Annotated in this window: 11 protein-coding genes; 5 read left to right on the forward strand and 6 right to left on the reverse strand. The window is 64.7% G+C overall.

Annotated features, from left to right (window positions below):
* The coding region (locus DBR12_RS21645) for a HAMP domain-containing protein (protein WP_233245040.1) at positions 1-919 on the reverse strand (919 nt) is incomplete at its 3' end.
* Between the two features lie 5 nt (positions 920-924).
* The gene (locus DBR12_RS21650) at positions 925-1,653 is read right to left on the reverse strand and encodes a response regulator (protein ID WP_108619098.1); all 729 of its coding nucleotides are present in this window, start codon (positions 1,651-1,653) and stop codon (positions 925-927) included.
* A gap of 237 nt (positions 1,654-1,890) precedes the next feature.
* Here DBR12_RS21650 and xopAW point away from each other — a divergent pair, with 237 nt between their 5' ends.
* Positions 1,891-2,874, forward strand: a complete 984-nt coding sequence (gene xopAW / locus DBR12_RS21655; protein WP_108619099.1) for an EF-hand domain-containing protein — start codon at positions 1,891-1,893, stop codon at positions 2,872-2,874.
* Positions 2,875-3,071: 197 nt separating this feature from the next.
* Here the strand turns inward: xopAW and purN are convergent, their stop codons facing one another.
* Positions 3,072-3,653: a phosphoribosylglycinamide formyltransferase gene (gene purN, locus DBR12_RS21660; RefSeq protein ID WP_108619100.1), complete on the reverse strand. Its 582-nt coding sequence runs from the start codon at positions 3,651-3,653 to the stop codon at positions 3,072-3,074.
* 24 nt (positions 3,654-3,677) lie between these two features.
* Between purN and DBR12_RS21665 the strand changes: the two genes are divergently transcribed.
* The 4 genes from DBR12_RS21665 to DBR12_RS21680 all read left to right on the forward strand — a co-directional run bounded on the left by DBR12_RS21665 (position 3,678) and on the right by DBR12_RS21680 (position 8,222).
* Entirely contained in the window at positions 3,678-4,382 is a 705-nt protein-coding gene (locus DBR12_RS21665; protein ID WP_108619101.1) for a YceH family protein, read from the forward strand.
* 45 nt (positions 4,383-4,427) lie between these two features.
* A complete protein-coding gene (locus tag DBR12_RS21670; protein ID WP_108619102.1) occupies positions 4,428-5,609 on the forward strand; it encodes an acyl-CoA dehydrogenase family protein in 1,182 nt (393 codons plus the stop codon).
* A 24-nt stretch (positions 5,610-5,633) separates the two neighbouring features.
* Positions 5,634-6,749 (forward strand): acyl-CoA dehydrogenase family protein, encoded by a 1,116-nt coding sequence (locus DBR12_RS21675; protein ID WP_108619103.1) that lies wholly within the window; start codon positions 5,634-5,636, stop codon positions 6,747-6,749.
* A gap of 78 nt (positions 6,750-6,827) precedes the next feature.
* Entirely contained in the window at positions 6,828-8,222 is a 1,395-nt protein-coding gene (locus DBR12_RS21680) for an alpha/beta fold hydrolase (RefSeq protein ID WP_108619104.1), read from the forward strand.
* Between the two features lie 304 nt (positions 8,223-8,526).
* Here DBR12_RS21680 and DBR12_RS21685 read toward each other — a convergent pair whose 3' ends face one another.
* The 3 genes from DBR12_RS21685 to DBR12_RS21695 all read right to left on the reverse strand — a co-directional run bounded on the left by DBR12_RS21685 (position 8,527) and on the right by DBR12_RS21695 (position 12,452).
* Entirely contained in the window at positions 8,527-9,144 is a 618-nt protein-coding gene (locus DBR12_RS21685) for a DUF3617 family protein (RefSeq protein ID WP_108619105.1), read from the reverse strand.
* A gap of 42 nt (positions 9,145-9,186) precedes the next feature.
* Positions 9,187-11,316: an IPTL-CTERM sorting domain-containing protein gene (locus tag DBR12_RS21690; RefSeq protein WP_146185599.1), complete on the reverse strand. Its 2,130-nt coding sequence runs from the start codon at positions 11,314-11,316 to the stop codon at positions 9,187-9,189.
* Positions 11,317-11,768: 452 nt separating this feature from the next.
* Complete coding sequence (locus DBR12_RS21695; RefSeq protein WP_108619107.1) at positions 11,769-12,452, reverse strand: response regulator transcription factor; 684 nt, start codon at positions 12,450-12,452, stop codon at positions 11,769-11,771.
* Positions 12,453-12,471: the final 19 nt, after the last annotated feature.

Consider the following 12,471-nt stretch of genomic DNA (forward strand, 5'->3'; position numbering starts at 1 on the left):
CCGGGCCATGGTCACGCACCTCAACGGTCAGCGCGTCGGCCGCATCGTGCAGCGTGATCTCGGCACTGCCACCATAGCGAATCGCGTTGCCCACCAGGTTGTCCAGACAGCGCCGCAGCGCCAAGGCCTGCGCACGAAGGGGGGCCGCCGTCCCGGCCACCGAGACCCGGTGGCCCAGGGCCAGCTGGTCGTCGGCCAGGCTGTCGGCCAGCGCACGCACATCCAGCAGCGCCCAGGCCTCAGCGCCTGCCACGCCGCGCAGGTAGTCAAGTGTGGAGGTGATCATGGCGTCCATCTCGGCAATGTCGCGGCGAAACAGCTGCTGCGCACGGGCATCGCCCAGGCTTTCGGTGCGCAGGCGCAGCCGGGTCAGCGGCGTGCGCAGGTCGTGCGACACCGCCGCCACAAACCGGTCGCGCTCGGCCAACTGCTGGCGGATGCGCGCCTGCATCTGGTTGAACACGCGGCTGGCGTCGCGGCACTCCAGCGTTCCGTCCTCGGGCAGCGGGGGGCGTTTGATGTCGCGGCCCAGCTGCTGCGCGGCCGTGGCCAGCCGGAGCATGGGGCGCGACAGCCAGCGCGCCGCCCACCAGGCCACAGCCACCAGCGCGGCCAGGCGCACGCCGATGTCGAGCAGCAGGCCCAGCTGCAACGACGGCGGCGCATTCCAGAAACCGGGCCGTTCGCCATAGGGCGGCTGGCCCGGAGGTGGCAGGGAGCGGCCCTCGGCAACACTCCAATGCGGTGGCGGACCAGGCGGGCCCGGGGGGCGTTCAGGGTGCGCCGGGCGCAACTCAAACATCAGCGTGAGCGCCAATGCGTGACTCACAATCACCGCCACGATAAGCAGCAGCGCGAGGCGGCCAAACAAGGTGTTGGGCAACCAGCGCTGCAGCGCCACACGCCAGCGTGCGGCCATCAATGTCAATGCGGCCACCCTACCTGCCTTTGCAATGACTGCACGTTGAACAGGTAACCCGCGCCCCGCACGGTGCGGATCATCGAGGGCGAACGCGGGTCGTCAGAGAGCTTGCTGCGCAGGCGCGAAACCAGCAGGTCAATGCTGCGCTCGAACGCATCCATGGCCCGGCCCCGGGCCTGCTCCATGAGCTGGTCACGGCTGAAGACGCGGCGTGGCATGCGCAAAAAGGTGCAGAGAAGGCGGAACTCGGCATTCGACAGCGGCACGACCATGCCTTGCGGAGACACCAGGTGCCGTTCGATGCTGTGCAACGTCCAGCCGTCAAAGCGCACTACCTCGTCAGCACCCTGCCTTGCCGGGGCCGTCTCGCCCGCGATGCGGCGCAGCACGGTCTGGATACGGGCCACCAGCTCGCGCGGCTCGAAGGGTTTTCCCATGTAATCGTCGGCCCCCATCTCCAGGCCCAGCACGCAGTCATAGGGGTTGGCCCGGGCGGTGAGCATGATGATCGGCACCCGGGAGCGCTCGCGCAGCTCCCGGGCCAGGGTGATGCCGTCGGTGCCGGGCAGCATCACGTCCAGCACCACCAGGCCGATGGGGTGCGCAGCCATCTGTGCGCGCATCGACAGCGCATCACATGCCGCATGGGTGGAATAGCCAAAGCGGGCGAGGTATTCAGTGAGTAGTGTGGTGATCTCGACATCGTCATCCACCACCAGAATGTGTTGCATGGGCCCGGTCGCGCAAAAGAACACCCAAGTGTAGGTAGGCCTCCACCGGGGCTGGCGGCGATCTGGCGGGCATTTCCCGCCCTGTTCAGCCCTTGCACGCAGTCTTTGTACCGATCTTGGTACAAAGCGGACAAACCCCAGAGACACGGCCGCCCAAGAATGGGGCTGGGCCATGGCTGCGGGCTTCCACTGTGGAGGCCCCGGCACCGACCCACTCTTGGAACGAAAGGAACGACGATGACGACCATCAGTAGCGTCAGCAGTGCCTGGTCCAGTGCAAGTGTGCAGAGGGCATCACGCCCGGCGCCCTCACCGGAGAGGCTGCTGTCCAAACTAGACGCCGACGGCAGCGGCGGCGTGAGCGATACCGAACTACAGGGCCTTATGGACGATGTGGCCAAAAAAACCGGCATCAGCAGCCAGACGAGTGCGGCGGACCTGGTCAAGCAGTACGACAGCGACGCAGACGGCAGCCTGAACGCGGACGAGCTGGGCAAGACGATGCAAAGCGTGCTGCCTGCGCCGCCCTCCACCATGGCGTTCGCGCAATCGCGGGGCGACAGCGACACCGCTACCGGCCAGGCCGGAGACGACCTCTTCGGCAAGGTGGACAGCGACGGCGATGGCAGCGTGAGCCAAACCGAACTACAGGCCCTGCTGGAGGCCATGTCCGGCGGTACAGCGAGCAAGACGGGCGTGAGCAGCGACGATGTGTTCAGCCAACTGGACGCCGATGGCGACGGCAAACTCAGCGAAGCCGAATTCGATGCAGGCCGCCCTTCCGCCGAAGCGGTTGGCGGCATGCAGGCCATGGGCGGTATGCCACCACCCGGAGGCCCAGGAGGGCCCGGACGCCCAGGCGGTGCCGATGCATCTGCTGACAGCACCACCACCTACGACCCCCTGGACACCAACGAGGACGGCGTGGTCTCGCTCACAGAACGGCTGGCTGGCAGCACCAGCAGCGTGGAGCAAGACGCGATCACCGCGCTGTTCAACGCCATCGACACCGATGGCGATGCCACCATCAGCACCAGCGAATCCCAGGCCTTCATCGACCAGCTGACCCGCCAGGCCCAGTCGGCCTCCACCAGCAGCGAATCCGGCGGGCGCACCGATCTGGCGCGGCTGGCCGACTTTGCGCGGCAGCAGTACGCGCTGGCCGCCAATGGATGGAGCACCGCATCGTCCAGCACCAGCAGCCTGAGCGCGCTGGCCTGACGCGTCCGGGGAGACACGCGCAGCCCCTGGAAGGGGGCGGACGGAGCCCCTTCCAGCCCCTTGGCACGCGCAGTGCGATTCGCCCGTCAGTTGACGAGCTGCGCGCACCAGTGGGTTTCAGGCAAAAAAAAGGCCTCTGCGCGCGACCATATTGCCTTTAAAGCTATTGTTTTTATAGCATTCGCATCACAAGAGCACTACAGCGCCTGCACCAGCGCCCGCACAGCGCGGGGGTAGATCACATGCTCCTGGGTCAACACCCGGGCCGCCAGCGTCTCGGCCGTATCGCCAGGCAGCACGGGCACCACGGCCTGGTCCAGGATAGGCCCCACGTCCAGTTCGGCCGTCACCTGGTGCACTGTCACGCCCGCAAACTTGCAGCCCGCATCGATGGCGCGCTGGTGCGTGTGCAGGCCGGTGAAGGCGGGCAATAGCGAGGGGTGAATATTGATGAGCCGTCCCGCATAGTGCGCCACAAACCCCGGCGTGAGGATGCGCATGAAACCGGCCAGCACCACCAAGGCGGGCTGGTGGCGGTCGATGGTGGCGGCCAGTTCAGCATCAAACGCCTCGCGGCTGGCAAAGGCCTTGTGGTCCAGCGCCTCGGCGGCGATGCCCTGCTCGCGCGCAAACACCAGCCCTGCAGCATCCGGTTTGTTGCTGATGACGGCCGCCACGCGGGCGCCGTAGCGCTGCTCCCAGTGCTCCTGCTGTGCCGTGCGGACGATGGTGGCCATGTTGGAGCCACCGCCAGAGATCAGAATGACGATGTTCTTCATAAATTGCCCCGGATTATCCCAGCCATGCCTTTTGATCCTGCGACCCGCCCCCTCACCCCCCACGAAGCCCGCGTGCTCGCCACCCTGATGGAGAAGGCCCGCACCGTGCCCGACAGCTACCCCATGTCACTCAACGGCCTGGTCACCGGCTGCAACCAAAAGACCAGCCGCGACCCTGTGATGAACCTCAGCGACGCCGAGGCGCAGGAGGCCCTGGACTCGCTCAAGCTGCTGACCCTGGCGTTTGAGAGCAGCGGCAACCGCACCACGCGCTGGGAGCACAACTTCCAGCGTGGCGTGGGCGTGCCCGAACAATCGGCCGTGCTGCTGGGCCTGCTGATGCTGCGCGGCCCGCAGACGGCAGGCGAGCTGCGCATCAACGCCGAGCGCTGGTACCGCTTTGCCGACATCTCATCGGTCGAAGCCTTCCTGGACGAGCTGCAGGAGCGCAGCGCCGAAAAGGGTGGCCCGCTGGTCGTGCAGTTGCCCCGTGCGCCCGGCGCGCGCGAACAGCGCTGGGCACACCTGCTGTGCGGGCCGGTGGATACCAGCAGCAACCACGCCCCCCAGCCAGGCGCCGGAGCGACGGGGTCCCCCCCCGCCCTGCAGGCCCGGGTGGACGCGCTGGAGGCCGAAGTGGCCCGCCTGCGCACTGCGGTGCAGCGGCTGTGTTCTGAACTGGGCATTTCCCCAGACTCCGCACCGATGTCGCCACCCGGACAGGACTAAAACGAACGACCGTGCTACAAATGCGGATCACTTGGAGACAAACCGATGGATCTCGCATTCACCCCCGAAGAGCAGGCCTTCCGCGAAGAGATTCGCGCCTGGGTTCACGCCAACCTGCCCCAGGAAATTTCGCACAAGGTGCACAACGCCCTGCGCCTGACCCGCGCAGACATGCAGAGCTGGGCCAAGATCCTGGGCAAAAAAGGCTGGCTGGGTTTTGGCTGGCCCACAGAGTTTGGCGGCCCCGGCTGGACGGCCGTGCAAAAGCACCTGTTTGAAGAAGAATGCGCCCTCGCGGGCGCGCCCCGCATCGTGCCATTCGGCCCGGTGATGGTGGCCCCGGTGATCATGGCGTTTGGCAATGCCGAACAACAAAAGCGCTTTCTGCCCGGCATCGCCAGTGGCGAAGTCTGGTGGAGCCAGGGCTACAGCGAACCGGGCTCGGGCTCGGACCTGGCCAGCGTCAAGACCCGCGCCGAGCGCGTGGGCGACAAATACATCGTCAACGGCCAGAAGACCTGGACCACCCTGGGCCAGCACGGCGACTGGATGTTCAACCTGGTGCGCACCAGCACCGAGGGCAAGCCCCAGACCGGCATCAGCTTCTTGCTGCTGGACATGAAGTCCAAGGGCGTCACCGTGCGCCCCATCAAGCTGCTCGATGGCGAGTGTGAAGTGAACGAAGTGTTCTTCGACAACGTCGAAGTGCCTGCTGAGAACCTGATCGGCGAGGAGAACAAGGGCTGGACCTACGCCAAGCACCTGCTCAGCCATGAACGCACCAACATCGCCGACGTGAACCGCAGCAAGCGCGAACTGGAGCGCCTCAAGCGCATTGCCAAGACCGAAGGCATGTGGGACGACCAGCGCTTTCGCGACCAGATCGCCCTGCTCGAAGTGGACATCGTCGCCCTGGAAATGCTGGTGCTGCGTGTGCTGTCGGCCGAGAAGTCGGGCAAGAACTCACTCGATATCGCAGGCCTGCTCAAGATCAAGGGCAGCGAGATCCAGCAACGCTACGCCGAGCTGATGATGCTGGCCGCTGGCCCGTTCAGTCTGCCTTTCATCGAAGAAGCCATGGAGGCTGGCTGGCAGGGCGACTTCCCGGGCGGCGTGACCGCCAACGCGCCGCTGGCGTCCACCTACTTCAACCTGCGCAAGACCACCATCTACGGTGGCTCCAACGAAGTGCAGCGCAATATCGTGGCTCAGACCGTCCTCGGCTGATCCCAAGTTCCAGGAGACAAGAACATGGATTTCGATTTTTCTGACGACCAGGAACAACTGCGCGACGCCGTGCGCAAGTGGGTGGACAAGGGCTACACGTTTGAGCGCCGCCGCGCCGCCGTGGCCGCTGGCGGGTTTGACCGCGCCGCCTGGGGCGAGCTGGCCGAGCTGGGCCTGACCGCGCTCACCGTGCCCGAAGCACACGACGGCATGGGCCAGGGCGCGATCGACGCCATGGTGGTGGCCGAGGAGCTGGGCCGTGGCATGGTGCTGGAACCCATCGCCCAGGCCTTCATTGCCAGCAGCGTGCTGTCGCACTACGCCCCCGCCGACGTGCAAGGCGCCTGGCTGCCCCGCGTGGCCAGCGGTGAAGCGCTGGTGGTGCTGGCCTACCAGGAGCGCAAGGCGCGCTACCGCCTCGACGTGTGCGATGCAAAAGCGGCCTCTGCGCCCGCTGGATATACCGTAACAGCTACAAAAAGCATAGTATCTGCGGGGGACCAGGCCGACGCCTTCATCGTGCCCGCACAGCTGGACGGCAAGATCGCCCTCTTCCTCGTGGAACGCTCCGCAGCGGGCGTGACCACACGCGGCTATGTCACACAAGACGGCAGCCGCGCCGCCGAAGTGCAGCTGGCCAATGCCCCCGCCACGCTCATCACCACCGACGGCCTGGCCGCGCTGGAACTGGCGGTGGACACCGGCATTGCCGCCACCTGCGCCGAGGCCGTGGGCGTGATGGACAAGACCGTGGCGCTCACCGTCGAATACATGAACCAGCGCAAGCAGTTCGGTGTGTTCATCGCCAGCTTCCAGGCGCTGCGCCACCGCGTGGCCGACATGAAGATGCAGCTGGAACTGGCCCGCTCGATGAGCTACTACGCCAGCCTGAAGCTGGGCGCACCTGTGGCTGAACGCCGCGCCGCCATGGCCCGTGCCAAGGTTCAGCTGGGCCAGTCCATGCGTTTTGTGGGACAGCAATCGGTGCAACTGCACGGCGGTATCGGCGTGACCGACGAGTACATCGGCAGCCACTATTTCAAGAAGCTCACGCAGCTGGAAATGACCTTTGGCGACACCCTGCACCACCTGGGCGAGGTGTCGGCCCGCATGCAGGAAACAGCCGGCGTTTTTGCATAAACCGGGGCTGTCACGCACTTGTGCAATGCTCGTGGGCTGACCGGCCCACGGGCATTTTTTCTTTCAGGAGGCCTTCCAATGAACACACTGTGGCTGCAACGCCGATCCCTTCTTCTCACTACCGCTGCTGCGGCCGCCACCCTGGCACTGGCCGGTTGCGCCACCCAGAGCCCCGGTCTGGCAGAAGCCCCCCCCATCGTCTTTGTACATGGCAATGGCGACACCGCCGCGCTTTGGCAAACCACCGTATGGCGGTTCGAATCGAACGGCTGGCCGCGCGAGCGCCTGCACGCGATCGACGTACCCTACCCGCTCTCGCGCGATGACGACGCGAAGCCCCAGCCGGGCCGCACATCCACCGCAGAGCATATGGCCTACCTCAAGGCCGAGGTGGACAAGGTGCTCAAGGCCACAGGCGCCCGCCAAGTGGTGCTGGTGGGCAACTCCCGCGGGGGCAATGCCATCCGCAACTACATCTACAACGGCGACGGCGACAAGACCGTGAGCCACGCCATCCTGGGCGGCACGCCCAACCACGGCGTGTGGGCCACTCCCGGGGTGCGCGAAGGCAACGAGTTCTCGGGCACAGGCCCGTTCCTCAAAGGGCTGAATGCCCCCAAGAACGCAGCGGGCGACGAGGTGAGCGGCCCAGTGAGATGGATGACGATCCGCTCGGACAACAACGACAAGTTCGCCCAGCCCGATGGCCTGTGGATCGGCCAGAAAGGTACGCCCACCAACGTGACGGCCGCCGGACCCGAGCTGAAGGGCGCCACCAACGTGGTGATCCCGCGCATCGACCACCGGGAAACCTCTTACTCACCAGCGGCCTTTGAGGCCACCTATCGCTTCATCACCGGCAAGGCACCGCAGGTCACCGCCATTGCAGCCGAAAAGCAGGTGGTGCTGAACGGCAAGATCACCGGACTGGGTGTGGACCCGGCCGACGCGAAGACCGGCAACTTCAGCAACAACCTGCCGCTGGTGGGTGCACAGCTGGAGGTGTATGCCACAGAAGCCGCCACAGGTGCTCGTAGCGGCCCGGCACTGCTGCGCAAAACCGTGGGGGCCGACGGAGTGTGGGGGCCACTGGCCATCCAGCCCGGTGCACCCCACGAGTTCGTCATTTCAGCGCCCGGCTATGCCACCACCCACATCTACCGCAGCGGCTTTCCGCGCAGCAGCAACCTTGTTCACCTGCGCGCGGAGCGCATGGCCGACGCAGACAAGACTGCCGAATCCATCGTCACCCTCACCCGCCCCCGGGGCTACCTGGACCCGGCGCGCGACAAGATGCTGCTGGACGGCGCGGCACCGGCGGGTGTGCCTGCAGGCGCAGGAGTTGCCACGGCCAAGATCAAGCCCACGGGCGGGCAGCGCACGATCGCAGCCGAGTTCAACGGCGAACGCGTGGTGGGCCAGACCTGGCCTGCAGCACAGGGGCGTGTGGTGATGCTGGAAATCAGCCAGTAGCCCCACGCCGGGGCTAGGAGCCTGTCGGACTTGGAAATCGTCGGCTGCAAATTGACCGCAGCGGTCCATTTTTGGCTTCGCCGCTCTTCGAGAACACCGTCTTTTTGCCCCATAGCCCGGCTATGGGGCTGCAAATCCGGCAAAAACTGTCCTCGCTGGGGCCAATTTTGATGAAACCTACGGTTTTCGCTTTCGACGCTCCAAGTCCGACAGGCTCCTAGGCCTTGCCGCGCAGCTTTGGCCTGCCTCCCATACTGAGGGCGAAGCTGGCGCCTGCGCAGTGCACTCCGTGTGCACGGCACCTTCAGTGCCTGTGTCCTTCATGCCCTTGATGACCATGGGTTTCTGCACGTTTACGGTCGTCCACCACGTTCACCGTTGCGCCGTTTGGCAGCAACATGTCTCCCGCGCGCTGGCCTGCCTTGCACGCGCCCAGCCAGCGCCCTTCAAACTCTGTCCGGCCAGGGTTGAAGCGCACCGGCTTGGAGTACTTCACCTCAAAGACGCCCCGATAAGCGGCCTGCAAGTCTCCCGACAGTTCCACGGCGGCTTCCACCCGGTTGTCGTGCACGTAGCATGTGGTGCGTATTGCATGCCCCTTTCCTGACTTCTTCACGGCCACGTCATGGCAGTGTTCCTGGCCAGGAACCACGGACAGCAGCATGATGGATTCGGCCTCTTCACTGGTGCATTGCTGCACCTTCTGTTGCCGCATCATGGAATCGCCCGCGCCCCGGATCGTGACCTCCCACAGTCCAGGTTTTCTCAGTGGCAGCGGCTGCGTCTGCGTCTGGGCAAACACAGGCCCCGCAACAAACGCCAAAATCCCCAAGCCAGCCGCCCACGGTGCGCAAATCCTGTGCATCGCTCGATTCATCGCTCTACCCTTCAAAACAAAAAAGAAAAGGGTTCGGCGGCACATGGCGCCGCCGAACCCGATTCATCACACCGGGCTGAAATCAGCTCAGCGCATCCGGCGTCGGTGCATGCCCACAAAGAACAGCGCCATCAAGGCCGACAGAATCAGCAGGCCCCATTCCGACAAGGTAGGAATGGAAGTCGGCACCATCACAAACGAAAACGCCACCGTGCAGGATGCATTGACCGGATTGGTTGTGTAGGTGTTGCCCACCAGGTTGCCACCACAGGCGCTGCCCCCAGAGGCAACCCGCGCGGTGTAACCCGGGCTGGGTGTCACGGTGTACACCACGGTATTGCCGGGCGCCGCAACGTTGGTCACTCCCAAAGGCGTCACGGTTCCGTTGGGGCCCGCACTGGCCGTCACGGACAAGGCCGCAAAGCTGAAGGCCACGTTGCAATCTGCAGTCACAGGATTGATCGTGTAGGTGTTGCCTGTGAGCACGCCATTGCACGTACCGCTCGCGCTGGGGATGTTCCCCGCACCCGGAGTCAGCGTATAGGTCACAGAACCGCCCACAGCCACGGTGCGCGAGGTTCCGGGCGATACGGTCCCACCGGCACCGGATGTCATGGTGACGGTGGCTGACAAAGCGAAGTTGGCAGTCACCGCTGCGTCGGCCGTCATCGCCGGCACAGTACAGGGGTTGGTCGTTCCGGTGCACGCGCCCGACCAGCCCGTGAAAATGCTACCTGCGGCTGCCGTCGCCGTGAGGATTGCCTGGCCACCATTGGCCACGGGCATGGCGCAGGTGGCGCCGCAGTTCATGCCAGCAGGAACACTGACCACCGTTCCACTGCCCGCCCCCGACTTGGTCAGGGTCAGGTTGTGCAAGGTTGCAGCCGCAGAGTTTGTGTCACCCGCCGTGTTGTTGGCCGTGTTGTTGTCTGTGACACCTGCCGGGGGCGCGATGTTGAAAACTGTGGACGTAGACGTGGGGCCCGTCACCGTCGCTCCAAACGTGAGGGTGACGCTGCCGCCCACAGGGACATCCAGCAAGACGCCGCCACCGGGCAATGCGCCTGCAGCAGGAGCACCTGCCTGGCAGGCACCGCCGCCCGCACCGCTGCAGGTCCAGCTTCCTACGGTCAGGCCCGAAACTGTGGGCTGGGTCAGGGTGGCGCCGATCACGGGCGAGGGACCATTGTTGGTCACCACCACCGTGTAGGTAGGCGTGCTGCCCACCGCCCTGGCCGATGCACCGTCGGTCGCGGTGACCACCAGGTCGGTGAGCGTGGCTCCGCTAACCACCTGCGTTTGCACCATGGGGCCCAGCACCGTGCTGGCGCCCGTGGCGGACATGGAGTACGTGCCGTGATTCAGCGAGTTGTTCGGGCTGGTCGTGCTCGCGTTGGCAGGAATGCCCCAGACGATCTGGAAGGTACCGCTCTGGTGATCGACCAAGGAGCCGAAGTCGCAGGTCACTGTACCGGCAGAACCCACGGCAGGTGTGGTGCAGGACGCCCCCGCAGGCACACTCACCGACTGGAACACGGCATCAATGGTCGCCGTGTTGGTGCTGTTGCGAACCTGCGGACTGGTCGCACTGACCTGGCTGTTGAAAACCATCACCCCGCTGTTGTTGCTGTAGGTGTAGGTGTAGGTCACGTTGTCGCTGGGCTGCGCTGTTGTCGGTCCGGTGGCAGACACCAGAAGACCCGCAAAAAACGGCCCGATCGAGTCCACATAGACTTCGCCCGAGTGGCCGCCTGCGCTACAGCCTGAGGCGATGATTTCCACCTCCACGGTGTCGCCCACGTCCAACAACCCACTGCCAGGCGCCACATCAATCGCCTGCCACCCCGTGTACTGATAGCCGCCCACGGTCTGCCAGGGAACACCTGGCTGAGCTGCGAAATTGAACGTGTAGAAGAGGCGCGTGCCCTTGGTGACATTCCGCACTTCTACATAGAAATAGGCTTGACCTTCGGGAGCATGGCCACCGTCTTGAATCACCGGCGCGACTGCCATGCGCAGGTGCACCTTGCCATCGACAGGGTCAACGTCGCCGAGCACCATCTGCGCGGACTGATGGATGCCACTGGCCCGATTGTTGTTGCCACGCGCGTTGACGCGGGCGCTATAGGTGCCCTGAAAGGGAATGCTCAAAGCCTGGCCAGAAGCGTCCGGTGCGTTGGCGGGCGTACCCGATGCCGTGCTCACTACCTGGGTCACAGGCGCTTGGCCAGGCGGTTGCAAGTTCAGATGGCTTTTCTGGGTGGGAGGGAAGGTAGCAATACCGATGTTCTGGTAGTGCGTCACCGTCCAACCCGTGAAATCCCCGGTTTCAAAATTGCCGTTGACAACTCCTGCTTGTGCAACGGAAGTCGCCAGCAACGCGCCAGCGCCAGCCGCAAGCACGCCTCGCACGCACTGACGCGCAGCTGCCCGCGCCACTTTCCAAATACTGATCGTTTTCAACACATTCCCCCTCTTGGTAGATAAGCTGCCGACGCACTTGCGACCGCAGGCAGATAAAAAACGAACACACACTTCGCGCAAAAACGGCGCACGTAGACGAAGCCACCCCTCGGCGGACTTCTGGTCACCGATGCAAGAATTTCTTAGGTGGGGTATCAGGGGGAACCGACACCGGATGAACCGATGCCCCCCCGGCAGACAGTCGTTTAAGGCACGAAGACAAGCCCTTTGCCAAACACCGCCCGCACAGGCAAACGCGTGCCGGTAGCTTCGAGGGTCTTGCGGCGCAACCGCGTCAGAGCAGACTCGATGCGATGGAAATCGTCATCCAGCGCTCGCCCCCCCACGGCCTGGACCAGCGCTTGTTTGCTCACCACCGTGCCCACTGTCTGCATGAGGCACGACAGAAGCTCCAGCTCCCGGGTTGTGAGGACCACGGTCTGTTGATTGGGGGCCCGCAAGGTTGCGCTGGCAGGGTCCAGCTGCCATGGCACGGCTGCCACCGCTTCGCTACCGCCATGCAATCGCTTGTTGCGCAACTGGGACCGAATGCCCGCAACCAACTCCTGCATATCGACCGGCTTGACAAAGTACTGCAAGGCACCGGCCTCCAGCCCCTTGATCCGGCTGTCCAGATCAGCACGGGCCGTCATCAGCACGGTAGGCACCCCCTGCGCAGCCAATCGGGTCAGCAAACTCAAGCCATCCTCGCCGGGCAATCCGATGTCAACAACCACCAGATCTGCACGGTTGCGCAATAGGCGGACATAAAAATCCTCAGCGGAATCCGCCCCCCAGGACTGGAAGCCCGAACGCCCGAGAAACCGGCACACATTGCCGCGGATGTCTTCGTCGTCTTCTACGACTGCGATGATCGGTTCTGCAGACATGACAGGAATAGATGGCGGG

Source organism: Acidovorax sp. HMWF029, assembly GCF_003060895.1.
Taxonomy (GTDB): Bacteria; Pseudomonadota; Gammaproteobacteria; order Burkholderiales; family Burkholderiaceae_C; genus Acidovorax.

Coding starts and splice junctions, on each gene's coding strand:
- DBR12_RS21650 (WP_108619098.1), bottom strand. CDS start 1,653: ATGCAACACATTCTGGTGGTGGATGACGATGTCGAGATCACCACACTA.
- xopAW (WP_108619099.1), top strand. CDS start 1,891: ATGACGACCATCAGTAGCGTCAGCAGTGCCTGGTCCAGTGCAAGTGTG.
- purN (WP_108619100.1), bottom strand. CDS start 3,653: ATGAAGAACATCGTCATTCTGATCTCTGGCGGTGGCTCCAACATGGCC.
- DBR12_RS21665 (WP_108619101.1), top strand. CDS start 3,678: ATGCCTTTTGATCCTGCGACCCGCCCCCTCACCCCCCACGAAGCCCGC.
- DBR12_RS21670 (WP_108619102.1), top strand. CDS start 4,428: ATGGATCTCGCATTCACCCCCGAAGAGCAGGCCTTCCGCGAAGAGATT.
- DBR12_RS21675 (WP_108619103.1), top strand. CDS start 5,634: ATGGATTTCGATTTTTCTGACGACCAGGAACAACTGCGCGACGCCGTG.
- DBR12_RS21680 (WP_108619104.1), top strand. CDS start 6,828: ATGAACACACTGTGGCTGCAACGCCGATCCCTTCTTCTCACTACCGCT.
- DBR12_RS21685 (WP_108619105.1), bottom strand. CDS start 9,144: ATGTGCCGCCGAACCCTTTTCTTTTTTGTTTTGAAGGGTAGAGCGATG.
- DBR12_RS21695 (WP_108619107.1), bottom strand. CDS start 12,452: ATGTCTGCAGAACCGATCATCGCAGTCGTAGAAGACGACGAAGACATC.